We start from the raw sequence: 24,822 nt of genomic DNA on the forward strand, positions 1-24,822 counted from the left end.
ACCGTTGCTCTAAGTAACGACAAAATAGATTCGATCACTGCTTATGGCGCTAACGGCTTATGCCTGATAGCTGGCAGCTAAACGCTAAAAATCATGATAAAAAACTATTTAAAAATCGCCTGGCGGAATATCTGGAAAACCAAAGCTTTTTCCATTATCAACATTTGTGGCTTGGCAGTTGGGATGACGGCCTGCTTTCTTATTGCGCTTTACGTCAATTTCGAACGAAGTTACGACCGGTATCATGAAAAAGCTGATCGCATTTATCGCTTGGTGTGCGATGTCAAGACACCCACAGAAACCATCAATGCGAATATCACGTCAGGCCCCATGGCAATGTATGCCGCTAAAGATCTTCCGGAGATCGAAAACTACGTGCGTTTACTGCCCAATAGTTTGTTAATACGCAAAGATAATATCAAATATCAGGAAAGCGCCGTATTCTTTGCTGACTCCTCCCTTTTCCAACTATTTGATTTTCCGCTACTAGCAGGAAGCCCGGAAACGGCATTAAAAGAGCCTTTTAGCGTGGTTCTATCCGAATCGGCAGCCAAAAAATATTTTGGAAAGGAAAATCCAATCGGTAAAAGTTTGCTACTGACCGATGAAGGTTTCAACAGCAAAGTTACAGGTGTGATGAAAGATATTCCTGAAAATTCGCAGTTTAAAGGAGACGTGTTTGTTTCTATGGTCACCCTGATTAAAATGGCCAATTTTAAATTTGATGAGCAATGGGGTAATTTTGGTTTCACTTCTTATTTACTTCTTAAACCGAATACTGATCCTTCCTTATTAACCGCTAAATTTCCCGCTTTTTTAACTAACCGTGTCGGTAAGGAAATGGATCAGTCCAAGATGCATTACACCCTCTTTTTAGAGCCTCTTAAAGACGTTTATCTTTATTCAAAACGAGGTGGTTTTGAAAACGGCAATATCAACAATGTTTATGTTTTTGCTATTGTAGCGCTATTCATCCTACTTATTGCCTGCATTAATTTTATTAACCTTTCCACGGCCAGAGCGGTTGAAAGAGCCAAAGAGGTAGGAATCAGAAAAGTGGTTGGCGCCTATCGCATACAAATTACCCGGCAATTTATCAGTGAATCCGTATTAATCTGTTTATTAGCTTTTATAATTTCCATTTTACTCTGTCTGGTCTTGATTCCCTATTTTAATTTTCTTGCGGGTAAGGAAATTAGTGGAGGTATATTTCTCCATCCCGTGTACATCCTCGTTTTGTTTTTGTTAGCCTGTTTAATCGGGTTACTTGCCGGTATTTATCCTGCACTTGTATTATCCTCTTTTAAACCCGTAACCGTGTTAAAAGGTAAATTTTCGTCTAACACAAAAGGTTTACTATTGAGAAAAACCTTAGTTGTGGTGCAGTTTGTGGTTTCCATTGCGCTGATTGCAGGCACCTTGATTGTAAACCGTCAACTTGCATATATGCGAAATCAAAATCTGGGCTTCAATAAAGAACAAGTATTGGTTTTGCAAACAAACGGAGATGCCAAGAGCAGAATCTTAAAGGACGCAATAACCAGCGTACCTGGCGTATTAGCTAGCGCTGTATCCGGATCGGTCCCGGGTGGTGGGAATCCGGTGGCTTATTCTGAAATTGAGAACAAGCAAGGCGATATGCAGATCGCAAACCTCCCGGTCTATTTTGTAGACTATAATTACCTTCCCCTATATAAAATTGAACTGGTGGCCGGCCGCATGTTTTCGCCCGACTTTGGAACAGATACTGCGCAAGCTATGATTTTAAATGAAAGTGCCATTAAACTCTTCGGTTATGCAAAACCAGCGGACGCCATTGGTAAAAAATATTCTCAATGGGGAAGCGAAGGTAAAATCATCGGAGTGATCAAAGATTTCCATTTTAAATCCCTACAGTCGAAAATAGAGCCCCTCAGCATGCGTTATGGGCAAGGAAACGGAGGCGGTATGGTATCACTCAAAATAGATGGCCAACATATAAACACGGCCTTGAAGTCAATTGAAAAAAAATGGCAGGAGATTATTCCGAATCGTCCTTTTGAATACTTTTTTGCTGACGAATTTTTTGATAGGCAATATCGTTCAGAAAATCGATTCGGTAATTTATTTTTCAATTTCGCAATGCTCGCTATTTTTATTTCCTGCTTGGGCTTGTTAGGTTTGGTGTCCTATCATACCACACAGCGATATCGGGAAATCGGCATACGGAAAGTTTTAGGGGCCAATATATCAACCATCGTAAAGTTGTTATCTTTTGATTTCTTGAAATTAGTAATAATCGCTTTGCTTGTTGCGTCTCCATTGATGTGGTTTTTAATGGATAAATGGTTGGATGATTTTGAATATCAAACCACCATCAATATCTGGATTTTTATATTGGCGGGAAGCATTGCCGTTGGTATTGCCTTGATCGTTATTGGGTCGCAAACTATACGCGCAGCATTGACCAACCCTGTTGAGTCATTACGCAATGAGTAACTTGGTGTTGGTTATTGGTAATCAGTTACTCGTTATTGGTTATTGGTTATTGGTTATTCGTTATTCGTTATTGGTTACTCGTTATTGGTAATCAGTTATTCGTTATTGGTTATTTGATGAATCGCTGAAACACCTTAAAAGCTAACATTATGTTACAAAACTATTTTGTTTCTACCTGGCGGAATTTATGGAGACACAAATTTTTCTCCCTCGTTAACATCGTTGGATTAGCGATAGGTATCAGCTCATCCTTAGTCATCGCCATGATTGTTCATTATGAGTTTAGTTTCGATCAATTTCAGCTGGATAAAGATCGGATCTATCGAATTGTATTAGACACAAAACGAGATGGCTTTGAGGGACACTCCACCTCTGTACCTGGCCCTTTGGCTCAGGCAGCTCAGGGAGAAATAACGGGTATTGAGCAAGTAATTCCCATTTATAGTTTTCCCGGTGATGCAAAAGCAGATGTTGAAGTGCCGGCAGGAAGCGTCAACAAAAAGACTTTTAAAAAACAAGAACGTATTATTTTTACTAATTCTGACTATCTAGCCTTAATGGGTTATAAGTGGTTAGTCGGTAATCCTGCCATTGCCTTGACACAACCTTTTCAAGTAGTACTTACCAAGAGTAGGGCCGAGATTTATTTTCCCAAAAAGGATTTGCAGGATGTGCCAGGAAGTACCCTAAGGTATAGGGATATAGAAGTGAGTGTCAGTGGAGTTGTGGATGATTTAGAAAAAATCACCGATTTTCGAAGTAAGGAGTTTATATCACTGCCCACGTTAGAGAAAACTTCATTGAAAGACGACCTCATGTTAAACGTTTGGGACGATTGGATGGGTTACTCAAATTTACTTGTTAAAATATCGCCACAGGCTCAGCCATCCCAAATAGAGCAAGGACTAAACACGATACTCGCAAAGCATTCCAAAAAAGGGCATTTTTTTTCCGAACTTCATTTAGCGTTACAGCCCTTATCTACCATACATTTTGATGAGCGCTATCAGGGAATGGATATCCGAATCGCTCATAAACCCACTTTGTATGGCTTAATCGCCATTGCGTGCTTTTTATTGCTTTTGGGGTGTATCAATTATGTTAACTTAAGCACGGCACAAGCATCAACACGCGCCAAGGAAGTTGGTATTAGGAAATCGATCGGCGGAAACAAAAAACAACTGGTCGTTCAATTCTTAGGAGAAACTTTTTTTCTGACAACATTTGCTACCGTCCTTTCCATTATCATTATACCGCTGTTACTACAGGCCTTTTCTGCCTTTATACCGGAAGGCCTCACCTTCTCATTCTTAGGTTATCCAAGCATGTTGTTTTCCGTTCTACTCATTGTTTTATTAGTTAGCGTCCTTGCCGGGTTATATCCAGCCTTTGTTCTATCCGGTTATAATCCGATACAGGTTTTGAAGAACCAGCAACTAGTCAGCTTGGGGCAGTCAAGACAAGCGTTGTTACGAAAAGGGTTAACCGTCTCTCAATTTGTTATTGCGCAATTTTTTGTTATATCTACCTTGATTATCAGTAAACAGATTTATTTCGTACTCCATGCAGATATGGGTTTTGCCAAAGAAGCCATTCTTACTTTTCGCACCCCCAGAGATACCATCGCTACCCACCGCATGCAATTCAAGCAACGCTTACAGGCAATTCCGGGTATTGCATCTGTTAGCAATGGATTCCTTGCACCAGCTACAGCGGGCGGAGCCTTTGCAAATGTTAGCTATTTCAACGGGAAAGAAGAGTTAAAACCGACTGTTCATGTTAGATGGGGTGACGATGACTTTCTTGATCTATATAATATTCCAATCATTGCCGGGCGAAATGCGATTGCGAGCGACTCGTTAACAGAAATTGTGGTTAATGAACAATTCGCAAAAGAGATCGGTTTTCGGCAACCGGGAGAAGCTTTAGGTCAATTCCTTAAATACAATGACAAAGAAGTTCCTATTGTTGGCATTGTGAAGAATTTTCATACGCAGAATTTGCACGCACAATTAGCACCGCTCATTTTTCAAAACCGCTGGGGAGATATTTTTCACGTAAAACTTCGATCCGCCCATTCCGGTGAAATGAACTGGCAGAAAACAATTTCCGATATGGAAGAACTTTTTAAGGAGAACTATCCCGACGGGGAATTTAATTATGAATTTATGGAAGACAGTATTAAGAAGTTTTATGAGAAAGAGCAAGCTACCGCATCCCTGTTAAACTGGGCAACAGGTTTAACTATTTTAATTAGTTGTTTGGGCCTGTTAGGTTTGGTGCTTTATACCACAAACAGTCGAACAAAGGAAGTAGGCATTCGCAAAGTGTTGGGAGCATCTATTGTTCAACTTATTAGCCTATTGGCGAAGGATTTTATCAAACTCATCCTTATCGCTTTTATTGTCGCTTCTCCTTTAGCTTGGTGGGCCGCGCATCGATGGCTTGACAATTTTGCCTATAAAACGCCTGTCGGCTGGTGGGTTTTTCTAGTGAGTGGATTGGGAATGCTTTTGTTAGCAGTTTTATTATTGAGTGTGCAAACGTTCAAAGCAGCCGCAGCTAATCCGGTAAATAGTTTGCGGGATGAATAGCTTTTAGAAGCTAGCAGCCATCTGATATCGGTTTTCTGTTTAATTAAAAACAGATTGCTGACAGCAAAAATCTCACAGCTAACCGCCATGCAACATTTAATTTCGATTTGCGTCTTTTAGAAAAAAAATCATGAATAAGCTTACTCTTTTTTTCATTGCCATTTATAGCAGCTATTTTTTGGCATCGGCACAAGATACTCCTTCGCCCTATTTAACGAAATCATTGCGAAGTGAAAATATCCGCTCGGTAGATCTACAAACTTCCGGCGGTAGTTTAACGGTTGAAGGTGTAAATGACTCCGAAGCTCGTCTTGAAGTATTTGTGCAAGGTAATAACGGAAATAATCGCCTAAGCAAAGAAGAAATCGAGCAACGGCTAAAAGACAGTTACGATTTACAAATTAGTTCCAATAACGGGCAACTCATCGCAATTGCCAGACCAAAAAGCGGGTTTAAAAACTGGAAGAAATCGGTATCCATTTCGTTCAAAGCTTATGTGCCCAAAGCAGCATCAGCAAAGTTGAAAACCAGCGGTGGTAGCCTTTCCCTTAATGGCATTAATGGCTATATCGAAGGAGCAACTTCCGGCGGCAGTATCAAAGTAGCTCATGTAAAAAACAATGTAAACTTAAAAACCAGTGGCGGAAGTATTAATGCAGATGATGTTACGGGGAATCTGCTACTACATACATCAGGCGGTTCCATCAAATTGAGTAATTTAAAAGGAAAAATTGATGCGCGGACCAGCGGTGGAAGTATAGGAGCCAATGATATTAGTGGCGAACTACTGGCAAAAACCTCTGGCGGCAGTATTCGGGTTGATCGCATGGCAGGTAGTGCTGATCTGGCAACAAGCGCCGGCAGTACTTCGGTTAATATGGTAAATGTAGATAAATACTTAAAAATCGATGTTTCTGCCGGAAGTGTTAACCTCCAGCTTCCTATGGATAAAGGCTTAGACTTGAATTTATCAGCAGGAAAGATTAATCTTCCCTCTTTAAATAACTTTGCAGGAACGAAGGAAAAAGATCGTGTGGTAGGGAAATTGAACGGAGGTGGAGCTGACGTGGATGTCCACGTAAGTGTCGGGAATTTAAACCTTGAAGCAAATTAGTAGATTAACCTTTCACTATATATGCCACAATTTTTAATACATTTTGTGGCATATAACCTCATTATCCAGCCAAAAACCTGCGCATTTCTGTGATATCAGTTCATCTTTTCTTCAATTAACGGGTATAGTGCCAAATAAATCGTGCGTTTCGTCGTATTTTTATAGATAACAGCAGCAGACAAATTATTAAATCGCTCCTGGATAGTTTCATCCCTTCGTTGGGGAGTGAAGCCTTATATATCGTTGATAATAAAAATGATGATACTACTTTCTCTTCGCAAAAGGCATTTCGTAAACATTCTTTGGCTATCCATTCTCTTATTAAGCGCTTGTAAAAAAAGCGATGATCATGAATTACCCGGCATCCAAATTACTTCCGCTGAATATGACGGAAAACTCCTTTTCGTAAACAAAAACAACTTCCAAATAACGACGAACAGGGATGCTATCTTTAGCTCCGATGATAGTCGTGTCAAGATGGATGCTAACGGTTTAGTAAAACGCCTAACCTCGGGAGAGGTGGTTGCTATTGACATTGCTCCCAAAGAACAACCCGAAAACAAAACGCGCTTTTATCTATTGGGGGCTACCGACACAAACCATGATAAGCCCCAAATCACCTATAATGGAAAAGGAGCTACTGACACTTATAATTCCTACTTAAAAGGTTGGGCAACCTTACAAAAATTGCCTGTTAGTAACGAGACATATGCGCTTGTTTTACGTCATGCGGATGCCGATCAGGGCGTGGATTATTCTTTGAATCATGATGATGCCGGTCCGGCTAACTGGTGGAAATCAAAGGACAAAGCACTGGCACGCCAATTGAATGAAGAAGGGCGAATCCGCGCGCGCGAGTTAGGGGCCAATCTTAAAGCGCTTGGCTACCCTATTAGTCGGGTCTACGCCAGCGAATTCAATCGTGCAATAGAGACGGTGGAACTGATGGAACTTAATTTGCCGATCAAACAAGATAGTTTGCTGAATCATCCTTCACATAATAAAGGAGATCTGTTTAAGGGCTTAATTAGAATATTGCAAGGAACGCCAATAGATAATAAAATCACTTTGCTATCCACCCATCATCCCATTAATGAAATTATCATTAGTGGCGGTTATCCAACATTTCCCGATGTCTCTCCTTTCAACTGGACCGGCATGTATTTCGTAAAGATCGCCCCCGACAAAACCCTTACCTATGAAGGCGCTGTCTCTTGGGGTATGGTGAATTATTGGAGACAGTTATCCAAACCATAAACCAGTGGAAAGTTAATGTATATCCATTCTAAATAAAAAATTCCTCTTCTATCCATAAAGAAGCTGCATTTATTAACGGCATAAGCCCTATCTTTGAGGAAGTTCAGTAGCCCTGAGTTTACGTTTTATCATTTTAATAAACGCTCGTTATGGACGATTTCCTCGCCGCCCGTTCTCAAATGGCCCTCTCCCTTGGCTTTCATATTATCTTTGCCTGTATTGGTATGGTAATGCCCTTCTTTATGGCCATTGCCCATTATAAATGGCTTCGGACAGGCGAACAGGTATATAAAAACGTCACGAAGGCGTGGAGTAAGGGAGTCGCGATTTTTTTTGCTACGGGGGCTGTCTCCGGTACGGTACTTTCTTTTGAGCTAGGTTTGCTGTGGCCAACCTTTATGGAACATGCCGGGCCTATTTTTGGAATGCCTTTTTCACTGGAAGGAACGGCTTTTTTCATTGAGGCTATCGCTTTAGGATTCTTCTTGTATGGATGGGATAAATTCAATCCGTGGTTTCACTGGTTTACAGGCGTTATTGTAGGGATAAGCGGTTTGGCTTCGGGTATACTCGTGGTGGCGGCTAATGCGTGGATGAACAGTCCGGCGGGCTTTGAATATGTAGATGGCAAATACACCAACATTAATCCAATAGATGCTATGTTCAATGATGCCTGGTTTTCACAGGCGCTTCACATGACCCTAGCGGCCTTCGCAGCAACCGGTTTTGCAGTCGCGGGGGTTCACGCGTTTATGATCAAAAAAGGAAAGAACATCAATTTTCACGAAAAGGCTTTTCGGATTGCGGCTATTTTTGCCACTGTTGCTGCGGTATTGCAACCATTGAGCGGCGATATATCGGCAAAAGATGTTGCAAAGAGACAACCTGCCAAGCTCGCAGCAATGGAAGCGCATTTCAAAACAGAAAAAGAAGCACCCTTAATTATTGGAGGTCTCGTAGATGAGAAGGCAAACGAGGTAAAATATGCCGTGAAGATACCTGGCTTATTAAGTTGGATGGCTCATGGAAATAGCAAAGCAACTGTTACCGGTTTAGATCAAATCCCGAAAAATTATCATCCTCCAATAGCTATTACACACTATGCCTTTCAGGTAATGGTAGGACTCGGCATGCTGATGCTGTCACTTTCTATCATTTATTTCATCACCCTGGCTAAGAAGCGCTCATGGCTGCGTAGCCCCTGGCTCTTAAACTTATTCATCCTCGCCATTCCCTTAGGTTTTATTGCTATTGAGGCGGGATGGATGGTCACTGAAATTGGGAGGCAGCCTTGGATTATTTATGGTATTATGCGAACTGTTGATGCAGTTACGCCCATGCCCGGAATCGTTTATTCTTTTTATTTATTTACAGCCGTATATGTTTCCTTGTCGATCATCGTAGCGTTTCTACTTTACCGGCAAATTAAGATGGTTGGGCGGATTTATGATATCTAGGTTGTAGCTATTAGGTATTAGCGTTTAGGCTTGCTAGTACCTAATAACTAACAGCTAAAAGCTAAAAATATGTTATACATAGTCATCGCATTTCTTTGGACCTCCATTTGGTTATACCTGCTATTAGGCGGGGCAGATTTTGGTGCCGGTATTATTGAATTAATAAGCAAGCGCGAGCATAAAAGCAAGACACGGCATACCATGTATCGTGTTATCGGTCCCATTTGGGAGGCAAACCACATGTGGCTTATCATAGCCATTGTTATTTTGTTTGTTGGCTTTCCGAAAATTTATACAACCATGTCCATTTTTGTCCATATTCCGTTGACGGCCATGTTGCTGGGAATTATCGCGAGGGGGACAGCCTTTGTTTTTCGAAATTACGACGCTGTTGAAGATCGCATGCAAAGCATATACAATCGCATTTTCGTTTACTCCAGTGCTATTACCCCTTTTTTCCTTGGCATCATTGCCGCAAGCACCGTCAGCCGTAAGATAGATGTGGGCGCGACAAATTTTTTGTCGGCTTATGTTGATAGCTGGCTAAATAGTTTCGGGATAGCGGTAGGGCTTTTCACGGTATGTATTTGCGGCTTTTTAGCCGCCATTTACATTATTGGCGAAGTGCATTCTTCAGATGACAGACAGCACTTTATTCGTGTGGCTAAAAAAATGATTGTAGCGGCTTTCGTGGCAGGAGGGCTTGTTTTTATTGCTGCACATTATGAGCAAATCCCTTTGTTGGATTGGATTTTCGGACATTGGATAGGTTCATTGGCGATTGGAGCGGCCAGTATTTCCTTAATATTCTTGTGGATATCTTTAAGTAAAAATAGAGCGATTCTCATCCGTTTATTGGCAGGCTTCCAGGTAAGCATGATTTTGCTGGCCGCCACCTACATTCACTTTCCAAAGATAATCCTTTTGAAAGGAGGCGCGTCGCTATCCCTAGTTGAAGATGCCGGTTTAAATAAAACAATAGAAGCGTTGGCCTGGGCACTCCTACTGGGAAGTATTTTTATTTTGCCGGCCCTATTTTACCTAATTTATAGCTTTGAAAAGAAGAAGGGCATTGCCCATTAAAAAAAGAGAAGGCCAACACCATCTGCCGGCCTTCTCTTTTTAGAAGCTATAAGTAACCGTTAACCTGTAATTTCTTGGAGCTTCGGTTTGCCAGTAATAACTGCTCAACCAATTATAATAGGAGCCACTAAATAAGTATTTATCGAAGATATTAAAGGCATTAGCCGTTATACGCATTTTCCTCCCTTCCCAAAAAATGCCACCATCTACTTTATGGTAGTCAGGTAATCTTAGCTGTCCTTCACCCCAGTTATCTGTCGCACGATTTAACAATCCCGTATAGCCCATGGATACGCCCACTCCATTTAGCGCTTTCACCGGCAGTTTATAATTTAACCACCCGTTAATTACATGTTTAGCGAAGCCCGGCATCACCTGACCTACCGTCACACTTGTTACGCCTGGAGTAACTTTATTGACCTTCGAATCAGTATACGCATAATTAGCAACGACGCTTAGATTTGCACCAATGCTTCCTCTAGCATCAAACTCAAAACCTTGGGCTTTCTTCTGTCCTAAAACAATGCTGGTAGGGTTGGTGGGTGTGCTATTAGGGCCTGTGGTGAGTTCATTGTTTTTCAAAATTCTGTAAACTGATAATGTTGTGCTTAGATTACCGTCAAACCACTCATTCTTGATTCCGAATTCGGTATTATTACCCGTTATGGGTTTTAACTTCCCTCCATTTTCAATTGTTCCGGAAGCGCTCTGCGGAACAAAAGCCTGATCATAGACGGCGTAAACGGAAGCACTCGGATGAATCGAGTAGCTTAGTCCTAGTCGTGGAGTAAAGCGTTTTGCTTCGTCTGCACTTTCACCATAATATTGGCGTACATAAGTATAACGTCCTGCCAGTGTCAATCTTAGTTTATTCTCAAAAAAACCCAGTTCGTCCTGAAAATATAATCCCGTATAGCGCTGACCTTGCAATCCACCTGCTGCTAAAGCTCTCGCTTCTAAACCAGTGCTTCTATCAAAATTTGGTAGTCCATTCGTCGGAATTCCGTAAGAGGGATTAAGTGGATCAAAGTACAAAGTGGCACTATCGCGGTCTAAATCATGTGATTGTCCCCAATCAGCAATATAAGTCTTTTTTCCCATATCGATACCGGCAAGTATACGATGCCGAACGGAACCCGTTTGTACATCACCATTTACAAAAACCTGCCCGAGCCCCATACGACCTTGGGCGTCCCAGATACCTACATTTCTAATCAATGTTCTATCAGCATTAACTTTTGAGGGCCAGGAGCTGTAGCCAACCTGATCATAGAAGAAATACGATCCCTGTGCAGTTAATCTCCAATGATCATTAAACTTATGTTCCAAGGTTAGAAATAAACTGTGGTCATCGATATTGGTGGGTGGAATACCCGGATTCGTCATGGTAAAATCTACCGGTAGCGTGGCATAGCCGCCCGCCTCCGGCCCGAACACATAGTAAGACCCAACCTCGGTCATCCGTACATGCTGCAAGGTATATTCAGCGGTAAGCTTAGTTTGCTCATCTACTTGATAAGAGATGACGGGAGCAATACTATACCGATCATTATACTCATAGGGACGATGCGAGGCCTTATTCTGGCCCATAACATTCAATCTATACAAGAGCTTTCCGTCCTTACTTAATTTTCCATCCAAATCGAGTGTTCCTCTTAATAAGTCAAAGCTTCCTACCGTAAAGCTCGCTTCGCCCTTTGTAATACCGGTAGGCTTTTTGGTGACAACATTATACAATCCGCTTGGATCACCATTAGCCAGCATAAAACCGGCGGGTCCTTTGACAAATTCGATATGGTCAACAAAGCTCATGTCTTCGGTTAGGGGCCCCCAGTAAGAACCGACAACATTAAACCCATTTCTAAACGCTTGAATCTGCGAACCACGCATGTTGATGTTCGCATACAAATCACCCCAATGCTCTAAGCGAACAGCTCCGCTAACGTTGCGAATCAGCCCGTCACTCATACTAACGATTTGTTGATCGGCCAACACCTTATTGGTCACAACTTGAATATTTTGAGGGATTTCCAATAATGGTTCATTTAAGCGCAAGCTTGTTGAAGTAGTATCCACCTTATACTGCTTCTTCTGACTGGAAATAACGACCTCTTGGAGTTGTTCATTGGTTGCCTGCACTACAAAATCTTCAATCAGTTCGTTTCCATCGAAATGAATGAGCCGTTCTTGTTTTTGAATACCGACAGCTGATAAAATGAGCGTATGCTCGCCCGCCTTGACACCCTGAATTTCATATCCACCTGCGCTATTTGTTTTTCCCCCGATTCGGGTACCTTTAATCCAGAGGGATATACCCGCCGCAGGTTCGTTTGATTGATTGCGTACAGTTCCTTTAATTTGCGCATGGGCCAAATGCATAAAACAAAAACTAAGTACTACAATTAGGTTGAATGATAGTAGTCTTTTCACTTTATTTAGAATAAATCTAGTTAAACAAATTGAGCACAAACCTACAATTTGTTTCAAAATTTGTCAATACATTTTTAGACTTATTTTAAATAAGCAATTAGTAGGACAGTTTTAGCTATCAGCAATCAGTCTAGTCTTAGTTTTTACTATTGCCGAAGCTAAATCAGAAGAGTTAGGAGATTACCTAAAATCCTCATCATCCAATTCGTCATCTTCATCCTGTTCAAATGACGAATTGAAAAGACTACCGAACATATCTGAAAAGGCAAACCCTCCGTTCATGATGTTTTTGTTCAATTGAGAATATTCCGCCAATCCGTGCAGAACGAACTCCATCAGAAGCAACTTTTGGTTGTCACTTAGCTTTTTGTGAAACTCCTGAACAACAGTTTTCAATCCAGGCACATGATTTAGAATCATGGCATATTCTTCCGTAGATAAAGCATCATTGATATCCAATTTATTGCCCGCCGTAAACCAATCGATAATATCTTGATATGGATTCGTAACCTTTGTTTTCTTAATTTTCTCAGGATCGGGGAAGTATTGAGCAAACAATGTCTTTATTGCGTTACTGATTAGTTTATTCGCAACATGAATCGGCCCCTCCAATTCGCCTTCATAAACCAGTTCTATCTTCCCTGTAATAGCTGGAATGATCCCTATAAGATCAGATATCCTGGCAAAAGTTTTTTCTTCTTCGGATATAAGCATTCGGCGCTCGGCGGTACTTACTAAATTTTCATAGGCCGAGATTGTCAGACGTGCAGATACACCGGACTTCTGGTCTATAAACTCGCTTTTTCTCGCCTCAAAAGCCACTTGCTCAATCAAGTTTTTCAGTAGGCCGTCGACCTCAATTAAGCTTTTCTGCTGGGGAGAAAGCCTTGCTTCCTGAAAGGTAATCGCTCTCGATACATCAATTGTTTTTGGATAATGTGTTAATATCTGACTTTCGATCCGATCCTTTAGGGGGGTTACAATGGACCCACGATTTGTATAATCTTCCGGGTTAGCGGTAAACACAAACTGGATATCCAACGGTAACCGTAACTTGAAGCCTCGAATCTGAATATCCTTCTCTTGTAGCATATTAAAAAGGGCTACTTGTATCCTTGCCTGCAAATCCGGTAATTCATTGATTACAAAAATACCTCGATGTGCTCTCGGTATCAATCCAAAGTGAATAACACGTTCGTCATTATAGGTAAGTTTTAGGGTAGCCGCTTTAATGGGATCGATATCACCTACCAGATCAGCAACGGTCACATCCGGCGTTGCCAGCTTTTCCGTATAACGCTCGCTCCGATGCAGCCATGCGATTGGTGTATCTTCGCCTTTCGCCGCTATCTCGCTCTTGGCGAACCAGGAAATCGGATTCAAGGGATCATCAAATATTTCACTTCCTTCTACATAGGGTATATATTCATCCAATAGGTTAACCATTAGACGTGCTATTCTTGTCTTTGCTTGGCCCCGAAGACCTAGTAAAAGGATATTATGACGCGAAAGGATAGCGGTTTGCAGTTCAGGTATAACCGTTTCATCATATCCCAAAACGCCTTCAAAACCCTCTTCTTTACTTTTTAACTGTTTGATCAGATTTTCTCTTAATTCTTCTTTAACGGATTTACTTTTATATCCAGATGCTTTTAACTCACCTAATGTTTTGATCATAGTTATACTTAGCAATTTAGCTATTAGGCATCAGCCTTTTAGCTTAGTTATTATCTATATTCTTTATAGATCGGTGCCAACTGCAGCACTTCCTATTTTGTTCGTTATTTGACAGTAACTACTCGCAATTTGCTATTTAATATCGACAGCTATCGTCCGTAGCAATTCCCATCTTATTGAAACTGATTACTTACAAACCAAAGAATTTTACCTAAATAGCTAACGCCTAAAGGCTAATAGCCAATCATCTCACCGTCCGTCTTCTATTCCTAATGTAGTCCTCGAAAATATATTCACCTAATCCCGTTAAAGAGCTGTAGAAGGCTTTCCCGCCATTCACTTGGGTAAATTGTCGGACAAACTGCTGTAAATAGGGATCCCGAGCTATCATAAATGTGGTGATAGGTATCTTTAACCGTTTGCATTGTGCCGCCATGGTGAGTGTCTTATTAATAACCTTGCGGTCTAAACCCATACTATTTTTATAGTACCTTCCGTTCTCCTTCAAGCAAGTTGGTTTGCCATCTGTGATCATGAAGATTTGCTTGTTATGTGTTTTGCGTCTTCGCAGCAAATCAGTCGCCAATTCCAAGCCCGCATAGGTATTCGTATGGTAAGGCCCTACTTGCAAGTAGGGCAAATCTTTCAATGCGATAGGCCAAGCATCGTTTCCAAAAACTACGATATCGAGTGTGTCCTTTGGGTACTTAGTTCGGATCAGCTCTGCTAAAGCCATCGCAACTTTTTTCGCCGGTGTAATTCGATCCTCTCCGTACAAAATCATGCTGTGCGATATGTCAATCATCAGCACTGTGGAGGTAAGTGTCTTATAATCTCTTTCCTCGACTTCTAAATCACGCTCCGTTAAGGTGAAATTTTGCAATCCGTGATTAATCTGCGCATTGTGGATGGAAGCTGTTATGTCAATTTGGTCAAGGCTATCTCCGTATTGGTATTCCCTCCGATCAGCATTTTTCTCCTCACCTACTCCGCTGCGATTACTTCCGTGGTTTCCCTTGCCTGATTTTTTTAATTTCCCGAAGATTTCCTCTAAGGCCGACTGCCGAATAGTTTGTTCCGTTTTAGCCGTAATTTGGAATGAGCCATCTTGCGGATTCTCTTGAAGATAGCCCTTATTTTTAAGGTCCTCAATAAAGTCTCCCATTCCATATTCATCGGTCGTCAGATTATACTGCTTATCCAGCTCATTCATCCATGCTAACGCTTCCGCCGCATCCCCCGCCGTATAATTAAGTAATTGACTAAACAATTTTAACAGACTATCGAAGCCCCCTTTTGGCATATCTGTCGGAACGAATTCCGAAAAGCGAAATCCTCTCATAGCTGCTCCTTCCTTTTCTTATATTGAACACTTATCCGAAGATAAAAGTTTCCTTGGAGATTATTTCTAAGCTAAAGGTCATTTTTAGCTATAGGCCTTCAGAAATCAGTGTTCAGCTATCAGCTCCTACTTAAGTTAAGACTGATAGCTGATCTCCAAAATATGAAAGCGCTCTTATAGCTTCACTACACAGCCGGTATCCGCGCTTTCGATAGCCGCTTCAATCAACTTCATCGTTTGAACACCCTCTGCCGCGGTAACCGGTTCTATTTGATTATTAACAATAGCCTGGTAAACTCCTTCAAAGAAATCCAGATAGTTTCCTCGTTCAGAAGGGACCCTTTCCCTGAATGCCTTACCATCACGTTCAGCATGCAATATTCCCCACTCACTTTCCGGCTCTTCACACCAGTTATCTGTATTGGGTTTCTCGCCCGCTAGCAACCTATCCTCTTGTTTATCTGCCCTGCTTTTCAGAAAAGAGCCCTCCTTGCCATGTACAATATACGAGGGAGCCATTTCCCGTGCAAGAAAGCCGCCCTTTAACCGTACTCTTTTATCTTCATAATATAAGATTAATTCGAAGTAATCATTTACCTGCGAATTGGTTCGCATTATAGCTAGGTCAGCGAAGAGCGCCCTTGGATAGCCAAAAAGGGATAAGGCTTGATCGATCATATGAGGACCACGATCTCTTATCAAACCTGCCGCCGGCGAAGGTTCCTCTAAATGTGCCTTCGTATTTAATTTAGGCAAATAAGCTTCATAAGAAAATGTAACCTCTACAATTTCGCCTAAAACACCTGATTTTACGATCTTCTTCACTGTTTTAAAATCACTGTCCCATCGCCGGTTTTGGAAAACCGCTAATTTAAGGTTACGCTCCTTAGCTAACGCTTCTAATTCTATTGCTTCGGCGGCTGTAATCGTAAAAGCCTTTTCAACAACGGCGTGTTTACCTGCTTCGAGCACCTTCTTTGTAAAATCGTAGTGTGTACCGGTAGGGGTATTGACAATTACCAGTTCGATTGATGCATCGTTTAGAATGGATTCAAACGACGGATAACTAGCAACCGTTGGATAGTCTTTTTGAATAAGCTTTTTACTTCGTTCCCACGAGCCTGTTAACTCAAAGCCCGGATGTAAATCTATGAAGGGCGCATGGAAGACGCTCCCTGACATTCCGTAAGATAATAAAGCAGTTTTAATGGTATGCATCGATAAATTCTATTGGTTTTATTTCAAACCTAGTCTATTTTTCCGAACTTTCGGTTCTTTGAAACAAATTTATTAGGAATCAGTTATCTTAAAGTGAAGAATAGATGAAATTGTTCTCCTTTTTTCAATAAACGAACCATGGATACGATTAACCTAAAAGTAAATGGAAAAAACTATTTATTACGGGTCGGCCCTGAAACTCCCTTACTTTACGTGCTTCGAAACAATTTACAATTAAACGGACCGAAATACGGTTGTGGCGTTGAGCGATGCGGCTCCTGCATGGTACTGATAGATGGCATAGCCATGCCCTCCTGCAAACGACCCTGCCACTCCCTAGTGGATAGTTCTATAACTACCTTGGAAGGTATTAGCCAAGGCGAACAGCTCGATACGATTCAGGAAGCGTTTATTAAGGAGCAGGCGGCCCAATGCGGCTATTGCCTTAACGGGATGATTATAGCCTCCAAAGCTTTGTTACAGAAGAATCCCAATCCCACGGATGAGGAAATCCGAATAGCCTTACAACGAGTATTATGCCGATGTGGTAGTCATAATCGGATTATGCGGGCGATTCGTCGTGCCTCGCTTACAGTAAAAGCATCGCTATGAACAGAAAAGAGTTTATATCGACCACCGGCCAGCTGATTATTGGTTTTCATCTTTTACCCTTTCTTTGCTGTACACCTAGCAAAGGAGGGGCTAAAATTGCCCGAGCGATAGATAGCAACAACATTGATGCTTGGTTAAAATTATCCGACGAAGGAAAAGTAACCTTGTTGACCGGAAAAATGGAGCTTGGCCAGGGAATCCGCATTGCGCTGAAACAAATAGCTGCAGAAGAATTGGATGTCGACCTTAGCCGCATTCACATCATTATAGCTGACACGGAACACACACCAGATGAACGATATACTGCCGGAAGCGCTTCTATAGAAAATAGTGGAATGAGCATACGCCAAGCGGCGGCAGAAGCACGTTATCGATTGATTAGAATGGCCGCGGAAAAGCTTCGTAGCCCATTTACTTCATTGATTGTTAACGATGGGCTCGTTCTTGATCCATCGCAACCCGACAAATCGATTAGCTATTGGGAATTGCTGAAAGGGAAGGCAATCCAAGGAACGATTTCGGGTAATGCACCCCTTAAAAATCCAAAAGATTATCGACTTATCGGAAAAAGCGTGCCACGAGAAGATATACGTACCATGGTAACGGGAACTTCTTACTATATACAGGACCTCCGTTTTCCCGATATGCTGCATGCTCGGGTAGTTCGCCCCCCTTCTTATGATGCCAAGCTTCTATCTTTCCCGGAAAAGGAGGTTGCAAAAATGGATGGAATAAGAAAAATTATCAGGAACGGCGATTTTCTGGCAGTAGTGGCTCAAGAAGAGTATCACGCCATTCGGGCATGGGAATACCTTCGATCCTTCAGTAAATGGAAAACAGGCGTTTTACCTTCTCAACAGATCCTGTTTGAAGATATGGTACATCGGAGCAAAGAAGTGAAAGTGGTGGAAGCAAAGGGAGACACAAATAAACCTAATTTAACAACCATCGAAGCCACTTATACCCGTCCATATCATATGCATGGATCCATCGGCCCATCGTGTGCGCTAGCTAGGTGGAGTTCAAAGGGATTAACAGTATGGACACACAGCCAAGGCGTTTACCCACTTAGGAAGAGTCTATCGGACCTGGTGGACTTACCTGAAGAATCCATTCATGTCATTGGTGTCCCCGGATCCGGTTGCTATGGTCATAACGGCGCTGATGATGTAGCGGCTGACGCTGTCTTAATTTCGCAAGCATTACCGGAGAGCACTATCCGTCTACAATGGATGCGCGAGGATGAACATTGCTGGGAACCGTACGGATCAGCTATGCGAATCCAGCTAAATGGAAGTCTCCATGAGGGAAAAATAAGCTATCTTGAAACCCAATTATGGTCAGATACCCACAGCGTCCGCCCTGGAGGACAAGCTTCATTGCTACTTGCAGCACAGTACATCCATCCGAAGAGACAAGCTGAAAAAAACGGCGTATCCGGTGGGGCTTATCGAAATGCGATCCCGCTTTACAACACGGATAGTCTAAAAGTGACAGCTTATGCCTTCCAAGGTCCGTTAAGAACGTCCGCACTGCGAAGTCTCGGTGCCTATGCCAATATCTTTGCGTTGGAGTCTTTTATAGACGAGCTGGCATCGCGCGGTAAACAAGATCCTGCAAGCTTCCGTTTAAAACACTTGAACGACGCACGAGCCATTGCCGTGATAAAAGCGGTATGCAATAAAGTCAATTGGTCGCAGCGAAAGGAGCGAAAAGACTACGGTCTTGGGCTAGCATTTGCCCAGTATAAAAATCACGCGGCCTATTTTGCAGTGATTGCTGAGGTTGCAGTAGATCGCAGTCGTAAAACTTTTAAGCTCACTAAATTAACCGGTGCCATTGACGCCGGTCAAACGATCAATACTGACGGGCTAAAAAATCAAACTGAGGGCGGTATGATACAGTCGGCAAGCTGGACACTATTCGAGGAGGTGAAGTATTCAGCGGATGGTATACAAAGTGATACATGGGAAAGCTATCCCATTATGCGCTTCTCTGACGTTCCTGAAACTGAGGTAATTGTTATTGATAGACCGGAAGAAAAACCAATGGGTGCCGGCGAAGCCGCACAAGGCCCTACCGCAGCGGCCATAGCCAATGCTTTGTTTGCAGCAACTGGCCAGCGCCTAAGAAATCTGCCTTTAAGGGCCAATAAATTGCAGTGGTAACCACCCCCTGTAGGAAGCTAATCGCTTTCCTCAAATTTTGTTTCCATGTACAACGCTTCCACTTTTTCCCTGGCCCATGGCGTTCTTCTAAGAAATTGGAGGCTTGATTTGACGCTTGGATTGTTAGCAAAACAATTTAAGCGTACTAAACGTGCAAGTTCTTTCCATCCATAGTGTTGTTCCAAACGCCTAACAACCATTTCCAAGGTAACTCCATGCAAGGGATTATTGGGTTGCTCTTTATGAAAATCTCGTGGCATCGATTAGTCTGCTGACAAAGTTTCTAAATAGGTTATAATGGCCATCACATCCTCTTCTCCAAGCCCTTTATCAAAGGCTTTTTTATAGGTTTCGGCGAGCGGCTGAGCTAATGGAAAGTCGATTCCCTGCTCCACGGCCAATCGAAGGTCTTTCACCATATGTTTTAGCGCAAAGGCGGCCGGATAGCTATTAGTGACAATCGCGTTTGTTTTTAGCTTTGTTAACGGACTTCCGCAGGCACCTTCATTCACGATACGCAACATATCTTCGGCTTTTATTCCGTTTTTCTTCGCAAATAAAACGGTTTCAGCTAAACCCTCCAGCGTAAGAGCCAAAAAATAGTTGATCGCCAATTTTGCAGACGATCCGGCGCCCACACTTCCAAGCCAAAAAGACAGTTTTCCAAGTTTTTCGAAGATCGGTTGAGCAGCACGATAATTATCTTCATCACCTCCTACGAGAATCAATAGTGTACCGTCTTCAGCCGGTTTAACACTTCCCGAAACAGGTGCCTCTAAAAACCTTGCGCCTACTGCCTTACTCATTTCTTCTAACTCATAAGACGTTCTGGGCGACACTGTGCTCATGTTTATAACCAGCTTCCCTTCCGCTTGGCAATTAAGTAAGCCGCCTTCACCTAGGAATATACCCTTCACGGCCTGATCATCGGACAGCATCGTAATAATAACCTCACTCTCTACACATAAATCCTTGATACTACTAGCTAAAGTGGCTCCGTCATTTACCAAACCTTCGGCCTTGGATGCAGTCCGATTGTAAACATTTAGAGCATAACCAGCTTTGAGCAAGTTTTTTGCCATGGGATATCCCATGTTCCCTAAGCCTATCCATCCTATCGTGTCGGTCATTTAAATCAATATTTCTGACATAAAGAGTTGCTTTCAACGAATGTTGAGATAACAGATAACAAAGATAATTGTTTAATACTTAAATACAATCACATGCGGCCCCCTCGCATACCAGCACTTCTTCCAAAGGCTTAGAGGGGTTGATCAGCTTTTTTCGTTTAATAAAAGCAAAAGCGAAGAGGGCGCCGACGAATGCCATAGCAGCACCAACTACTGCTGGCCATGTATAATCAAAGTGATAGACGAGCGGCAAACCTCCCAAGAAAGCACCTAAGGCATTTCCTATGTTAAAGCTAGCTTGACTAACAGAAGCGGCAATCATCTCAGCCCCTTTGGCCGTATTGATCATTAGCATCTGAATAGGTGCCGCCAATGCAAAGGCTACTGCTCCGGTAACAAAGGTCATAATCAACGCTGTAACCGGATTGAAGGAAACAAAATGTACAATGATCAGCGTTATAGCCATTACAACCAGCAAAGCAGCAGAGGCTTTTCCGGGGGAAAAACGATCTGCCAGAAAACCTCCTAAAAGATTTCCAACCATCATTCCAACCCCTGCCAATACTAAAATGTAGGTCACTGCATCCGCTGAAAAACCGGCTACACTCGTCATCATTGGAGCGATATAGCTATACCAGCAAAACAAGCCTCCTGTTCCAATAGAGATCATAAATATAATCAACCAAGCTTCGGTTTTTTTAAAGAAACTGAGCTCGTTTTTTAAATTTCTGTCAGCATTAGCTGATAACGCCGGTAATAGGGCCTTCAAGCTAAACAAGGTAATCAACCCCACAGCTACGACGATAGCAAAAGAAAAGCGCCATGAGAAATTATGGCCAATGTATGTACCTAAAGGAACTCCGGCAATATTCGCAATGGTTAAACCTAAAAACATAAGGGAAACGGCTTGCGCCTCTTTTCCTTTTTTGGCTATACGGCTTGCTACGACAGACCCTACACCAAAGAAAGCCCCGTGTGGCAAGCCCGAAAGTAAACGGGCAATAAACAAGGTATTAAAATCCGGCGCAAAAGCAGAAAAAGCGTTAAAAGCCGTAAACATCACCATTAAGGCGATCAATATATTCTTTGGCGGATATTTGCCGGCAATGGCTACCAATAACGGAGCCCCAATTACAACCCCCAATGCATATGCGGATATGAGATAGCCGGCTTTCGGAATAGAAACCGCTAAATCGCGAGCGATATCGGGCAAAAGTCCCATCATCACAAATTCGGTTATCCCTATACCTAATCCTCCTAAAGTTAATGGAAGTAAGTTTTTGTTCATAAGCTACTTAGTGTCTAAAATACACTCTGCAAAGTTAGTACATTCTCATCCAACTTCTGCCATGCATTTTAAATAAATAGCTATGTTTTTTTCATATTTACACAGAGAAAACAATTTAAGCATTTCACAAATGAAAAGAAACATACTCTTGCTAGCTTTAGCATTAGGTGTTAACACTGTTTATGCGCAACAGAAACTCTTTAGCAAGCCCGAACAGCAGCAAAATGGGAACGAGGAGACCGATTCCCGCCTTTCACAATAAAGAAAATTTAGCTATTTTGGACACATGACTTTAGACACACACGAACAGTTTCCACTATTGAATCGCTGCACGTACGTTAATACGCCAGGTACCGGCATTTTATCAAAGGACGTTTTAGATTGGAGACGAAAACATGACGAAGCGTACTTCCGGAACGGAAGCTCTTTTCGGATAAACCAAGAGGACTTTCTTAAAGGAGTCAGAGAAAATTTGGCATCTCTATTTCAAGCGGATGCCGACTATACCTTTTTAGTTCCTAATTTCTCCTTTGGTATGAACACCTTTTTGGATGGCCTAGCCTCTTCCGAACGCTTCTTATTGCTAGAAGGAGATTATCCTTCGGTAAATTATGCCGTAAAGAGTAGAGGTTTCAAGGTAGAGACTGTCGAAGTGGATGAAAATCTGGAAGATCGCATATTGATAAAAATCAGCGAGTTTAAGCCTACGGTTTTCGCTTTCAGCCTCGTGCAGTATATAAGTGGCATCAAGTTAAATTTTGAATTCATTAAAAAATTAAAGGCCGAGTATCCCGAACTATTGCTAATTGCTGATGGCACCCAATATTGCGGTACAGAACGCTTTGACTTTAAAAATTCCGGTTTAGACTTTCTGGGAGCAAGCGGCTACAAGTGGATGCTTTCCGGATATGGTAATGGTTTTGTGTTCTTGAGAGGTCGTATTGCTGATCGATTGTATCGACTTGCATCAGGGCAGGAACTTCCAACAGAACCCTTCTTAAGAGGCAGAACGCATTTATCTTTATACTTTGAACCTGGACATCAGGATACCCTAACCTTCGGCACGCTGGCGCAGTCAGTCGCTTATTTTAACCAGATAGGGATGCAGACGATCGAGAACAGGATCCGAACATTATCTGTTCAAGCCTTCGCTGCGTTTTCCGATCGTGGCCTTTTGGCCAATAGCGTCATAAAACGGCCAATACATTCTTCCATTTTCAGTTTATCGATTGATGATACGGTTCATAAACGGCTTCAAGAAGCAAACGTTGTTTGCATACGTCGCGGTTCGGGCGTACGCGTCGGATTCCACTTTTTTAATACCGTCGATGATTTAAATAAAATATTGGATATCCTTGATCAGTCTATCTGAGTGTTTCGAAAGTTAGCAAATAAAGTGATCATTTAGGGTTGGGTTTCTTTAGGAAGCGTATAAAAAAATGGCCTCTTGTGAGGCCATTTTCATAAAACCAAACCTAAAATTGAACTCTTTGCCCCTTACTATCGATATAAAATTCTTCTTCTCCCTTTTTTACCCAAGCTTTCCCATCGATGAATATTTCCGCTTCATCGTAAATAAAAGGAACGACGACCTTGCCATTTTTATCTATAAAGCCAATCTTTTCACCTTTTTGTACATAAGCAACGCCGTCGACAAACAGCGATCCTGTTTGATAACTTGGTTGAACAATCACCTTGTTCGTGGTATCTATGAGGGCATACAGGCCATCCCTCATCGCCCATAAACGATCCGCATCCGCAACAAAAATCCCTTCATATTCCAATGGTATTATTTCTTTACCTGTCTTATCAACCACGCCAAACTTGTCATCTCGAGAGACCGGCGCGAGACCGGCTCGATAACCATAACGGTCGTGATAGCGCGGTTCTACTATTACATTTCCGGCATCATCTTCTATACCCCATAATTCACCATCGTCGGTCCAATGATATCCCTCGGCCAATTCATAATCTTCTTCTGCTTCCACCGTACTATCCACAGCCGCGGTATCGCCTGACAAGTCGAACGAATCTTCTATGGTGTAATGAGCGGGTATGGTGAATAGGGTGTCGTCGACTAACTCTTCTTTAACAGAAGCTGCTTTAATACCTACATCCATACCGTTGGTATTCGTCGAAATTTTCAAGGCCATTCCCGGAATCTTTTCCAAATAATCATATTCACCCCAAAAAAGTTTCGGTAGTTTTTCGGCATACCAAATAGTCATATCTTGCTTAACATCGCCAACATTCATTTCCAATATGGCCTTCTTACAGCTAAAACCATGAATCTCCATAGTTTCATCGGAAAATCGCAATTTTCCATCCGCAGAACTTACCACAATCATGCTGTCACCTTTCATTTCTGTACTTACTTTCGGAGTCGCCAAAGCTGTACGGTATGCTGTTTCGGTTTCAGCATATAAGTTGTAAGAAATGCTGTCTTCTAAATTACTTATTTGAACGGAAGAAACGATCCCTTTTTGTTCAATTCGCATTTTGTTTGCTGTTACATAAGCCTTTAGCAAAGGCTCGCCTTCCTTTGCTCCGCTCATAGCCTTCCCTAATTCCATCATTGCCACCATTTGTTGTTCCTCCTCGGTCATAGTTTCCGAGTCCTTCCTTGGCATGTCAAAAGCGATGTCATATCCGACAACCCAGGCTTTTACTTTTTTTATTTCCTGTGCTTGCACGCTATTGAAACCGATTGGACAGAAGAATAGGCCAAGCAGCAAAAACAAACCTCTTTGTAATGTTTTTTTCATATAAAAATTGAATGATAGCGGTTCCTTAAATTTACTATAGGTTCCTTCTTGGCGCAAAAATAAGTAATGGTAGCTGCATCTCTCATCACGGGAAACAGGGGTTTTTAAACATCAGGGTGCCTATTCAAAATTAATAATTAACGCAAAGGTCCTATATTAAATAATGATCATTTCGTCAGTATCACTCAGTCAGCTGACACTAATTTATT

General features: G+C 42.0%; 18 protein-coding genes. 10 read left to right on the top strand and 8 right to left on the bottom strand.

Going from position 1 to position 24,822, the window contains the following annotated elements:
• Window positions 1-93 precede the first annotated feature (93 nt).
• From ACH11B_RS06110 to ACH11B_RS06135, 6 genes are all read left to right on the top strand, one after another.
• Window positions 94-2,478, top strand: coding sequence for an ABC transporter permease (locus ACH11B_RS06110; protein ID WP_377610061.1), 2,385 nt, complete (start codon window positions 94-96; stop codon window positions 2,476-2,478).
• A gap of 149 nt (window positions 2,479-2,627) precedes the next feature.
• Entirely contained in the window at window positions 2,628-5,072 is a 2,445-nt protein-coding gene (locus tag ACH11B_RS06115; RefSeq protein WP_377610063.1) for an ABC transporter permease, read from the top strand.
• Window positions 5,073-5,202: 130 nt separating this feature from the next.
• Entirely contained in the window at window positions 5,203-6,186 is a 984-nt protein-coding gene (locus ACH11B_RS06120) for a DUF4097 family beta strand repeat-containing protein (RefSeq protein WP_377610065.1), read from the top strand.
• A 255-nt stretch (window positions 6,187-6,441) separates the two neighbouring features.
• Window positions 6,442-7,443 (top strand): histidine phosphatase family protein, encoded by a 1,002-nt coding sequence (locus ACH11B_RS06125; RefSeq protein WP_377610067.1) that lies wholly within the window; start codon window positions 6,442-6,444, stop codon window positions 7,441-7,443.
• 149 nt (window positions 7,444-7,592) lie between these two features.
• On the top strand, window positions 7,593-8,900 hold the full coding sequence (locus tag ACH11B_RS06130; protein ID WP_377610069.1) for a cytochrome ubiquinol oxidase subunit I: 1,308 nt from the start codon (window positions 7,593-7,595) through the stop codon (window positions 8,898-8,900).
• 69 nt (window positions 8,901-8,969) lie between these two features.
• Window positions 8,970-9,983, top strand: a complete 1,014-nt coding sequence (locus ACH11B_RS06135; protein ID WP_013664480.1) for a cytochrome d ubiquinol oxidase subunit II — start codon at window positions 8,970-8,972, stop codon at window positions 9,981-9,983.
• A 39-nt stretch (window positions 9,984-10,022) separates the two neighbouring features.
• On the opposite strand, the gene ACH11B_RS06140 is transcribed toward ACH11B_RS06135, so the two are convergent.
• The 4 genes from ACH11B_RS06140 to ACH11B_RS06155 form a co-directional block, all read right to left on the bottom strand.
• Complete coding sequence (locus ACH11B_RS06140) at window positions 10,023-12,413, bottom strand: TonB-dependent siderophore receptor (protein ID WP_377610071.1); 2,391 nt, start codon at window positions 12,411-12,413, stop codon at window positions 10,023-10,025.
• 180 nt (window positions 12,414-12,593) lie between these two features.
• Window positions 12,594-14,090, bottom strand: coding sequence for a sigma 54-interacting transcriptional regulator (locus tag ACH11B_RS06145; RefSeq protein ID WP_013664482.1), 1,497 nt, complete (start codon window positions 14,088-14,090; stop codon window positions 12,594-12,596).
• A 244-nt stretch (window positions 14,091-14,334) separates the two neighbouring features.
• On the bottom strand, window positions 14,335-15,432 hold the full coding sequence (locus ACH11B_RS06150) for a VWA domain-containing protein (RefSeq protein ID WP_013664483.1): 1,098 nt from the start codon (window positions 15,430-15,432) through the stop codon (window positions 14,335-14,337).
• Window positions 15,433-15,606: 174 nt separating this feature from the next.
• Window positions 15,607-16,650 carry a Gfo/Idh/MocA family oxidoreductase gene (locus ACH11B_RS06155; RefSeq protein ID WP_377610073.1) on the bottom strand — a complete coding sequence of 348 codons (1,044 nt, stop codon included), beginning with the start codon at window positions 16,648-16,650 and terminating at the stop codon, window positions 15,607-15,609.
• Between the two features lie 138 nt (window positions 16,651-16,788).
• Here ACH11B_RS06155 and ACH11B_RS06160 point away from each other — a divergent pair, with 138 nt between their 5' ends.
• A complete protein-coding gene (locus ACH11B_RS06160; RefSeq protein WP_377610075.1) occupies window positions 16,789-17,262 on the top strand; it encodes a (2Fe-2S)-binding protein in 474 nt (157 codons plus the stop codon).
• Entirely contained in the window at window positions 17,259-19,430 is a 2,172-nt protein-coding gene (locus tag ACH11B_RS06165) for a molybdopterin cofactor-binding domain-containing protein (RefSeq protein WP_377610077.1), read from the top strand. Before ACH11B_RS06160 ends, ACH11B_RS06165 begins: the two co-directional genes overlap by 4 nt.
• A 17-nt stretch (window positions 19,431-19,447) precedes the next feature.
• Here the strand turns inward: ACH11B_RS06165 and ACH11B_RS06170 are convergent, their stop codons facing one another.
• The 3 genes from ACH11B_RS06170 to ACH11B_RS06180 form a co-directional block, all read right to left on the bottom strand.
• Window positions 19,448-19,690 (bottom strand): VF530 family DNA-binding protein, encoded by a 243-nt coding sequence (locus tag ACH11B_RS06170; protein ID WP_013664487.1) that lies wholly within the window; start codon window positions 19,688-19,690, stop codon window positions 19,448-19,450.
• Between the two features lie 3 nt (window positions 19,691-19,693).
• The gene (locus ACH11B_RS06175) at window positions 19,694-20,560 is read right to left on the bottom strand and encodes an NAD(P)-dependent oxidoreductase (protein WP_130854718.1); all 867 of its coding nucleotides are present in this window, start codon (window positions 20,558-20,560) and stop codon (window positions 19,694-19,696) included.
• Between the two features lie 79 nt (window positions 20,561-20,639).
• Window positions 20,640-21,848 carry an MFS transporter gene (locus ACH11B_RS06180; RefSeq protein WP_130854717.1) on the bottom strand — a complete coding sequence of 403 codons (1,209 nt, stop codon included), beginning with the start codon at window positions 21,846-21,848 and terminating at the stop codon, window positions 20,640-20,642.
• Between the two features lie 130 nt (window positions 21,849-21,978).
• On the opposite strand from ACH11B_RS06180, the gene ACH11B_RS06185 reads away from it, so the two are divergent.
• Both ACH11B_RS06185 and ACH11B_RS06190 read left to right on the top strand, forming a co-directional pair.
• On the top strand, window positions 21,979-22,110 hold the full coding sequence (locus tag ACH11B_RS06185) for a hypothetical protein (RefSeq protein ID WP_256377652.1): 132 nt from the start codon (window positions 21,979-21,981) through the stop codon (window positions 22,108-22,110).
• A gap of 24 nt (window positions 22,111-22,134) precedes the next feature.
• On the top strand, window positions 22,135-23,220 hold the full coding sequence (locus ACH11B_RS06190) for an aminotransferase class V-fold PLP-dependent enzyme (RefSeq protein ID WP_130854716.1): 1,086 nt from the start codon (window positions 22,135-22,137) through the stop codon (window positions 23,218-23,220).
• Window positions 23,221-23,323: 103 nt separating this feature from the next.
• On the opposite strand, the gene ACH11B_RS06195 is transcribed toward ACH11B_RS06190, so the two are convergent.
• Window positions 23,324-24,613, bottom strand: coding sequence for a WG repeat-containing protein (locus tag ACH11B_RS06195; protein WP_377610080.1), 1,290 nt, complete (start codon window positions 24,611-24,613; stop codon window positions 23,324-23,326).
• Window positions 24,614-24,822 lie beyond the last annotated feature (209 nt).

It is taken from the genome of Olivibacter sp. EAT-5 (assembly GCF_044784325.1).
Lineage (GTDB): Bacteria > Bacteroidota > Bacteroidia > Sphingobacteriales > Sphingobacteriaceae > Olivibacter > Olivibacter oleidegradans.

Excerpts from the sequence above, each read along its gene's own strand:
- ACH11B_RS06185 (WP_256377652.1), top strand. The coding sequence starts at position 21,979 with ATGAAAAGAAACATACTCTTGCTAGCTTTAGCATTAGGTGTTAACACT.
- ACH11B_RS06165 (WP_377610077.1), top strand. The coding sequence starts at position 17,259 with ATGAACAGAAAAGAGTTTATATCGACCACCGGCCAGCTGATTATTGGT.
- ACH11B_RS06195 (WP_377610080.1), bottom strand. The coding sequence starts at position 24,613 with ATGAAAAAAACATTACAAAGAGGTTTGTTTTTGCTGCTTGGCCTATTC.
- ACH11B_RS06135 (WP_013664480.1), top strand. The coding sequence starts at position 8,970 with ATGTTATACATAGTCATCGCATTTCTTTGGACCTCCATTTGGTTATAC.
- ACH11B_RS06130 (WP_377610069.1), top strand. The coding sequence starts at position 7,593 with ATGGACGATTTCCTCGCCGCCCGTTCTCAAATGGCCCTCTCCCTTGGC.
- ACH11B_RS06170 (WP_013664487.1), bottom strand. The coding sequence starts at position 19,690 with ATGCCACGAGATTTTCATAAAGAGCAACCCAATAATCCCTTGCATGGA.
- ACH11B_RS06145 (WP_013664482.1), bottom strand. The coding sequence starts at position 14,090 with ATGATCAAAACATTAGGTGAGTTAAAAGCATCTGGATATAAAAGTAAA.
- ACH11B_RS06115 (WP_377610063.1), top strand. The coding sequence starts at position 2,628 with ATGTTACAAAACTATTTTGTTTCTACCTGGCGGAATTTATGGAGACAC.
- ACH11B_RS06110 (WP_377610061.1), top strand. The coding sequence starts at position 94 with ATGATAAAAAACTATTTAAAAATCGCCTGGCGGAATATCTGGAAAACC.
- ACH11B_RS06120 (WP_377610065.1), top strand. The coding sequence starts at position 5,203 with ATGAATAAGCTTACTCTTTTTTTCATTGCCATTTATAGCAGCTATTTT.
- ACH11B_RS06175 (WP_130854718.1), bottom strand. The coding sequence starts at position 20,560 with ATGACCGACACGATAGGATGGATAGGCTTAGGGAACATGGGATATCCC.
- ACH11B_RS06150 (WP_013664483.1), bottom strand. The coding sequence starts at position 15,432 with ATGAGAGGATTTCGCTTTTCGGAATTCGTTCCGACAGATATGCCAAAA.
- ACH11B_RS06155 (WP_377610073.1), bottom strand. The coding sequence starts at position 16,650 with ATGCATACCATTAAAACTGCTTTATTATCTTACGGAATGTCAGGGAGC.
- ACH11B_RS06125 (WP_377610067.1), top strand. The coding sequence starts at position 6,442 with ATGATGATACTACTTTCTCTTCGCAAAAGGCATTTCGTAAACATTCTT.
- ACH11B_RS06190 (WP_130854716.1), top strand. The coding sequence starts at position 22,135 with ATGACTTTAGACACACACGAACAGTTTCCACTATTGAATCGCTGCACG.
- ACH11B_RS06180 (WP_130854717.1), bottom strand. The coding sequence starts at position 21,848 with ATGAACAAAAACTTACTTCCATTAACTTTAGGAGGATTAGGTATAGGG.
- ACH11B_RS06160 (WP_377610075.1), top strand. The coding sequence starts at position 16,789 with ATGGATACGATTAACCTAAAAGTAAATGGAAAAAACTATTTATTACGG.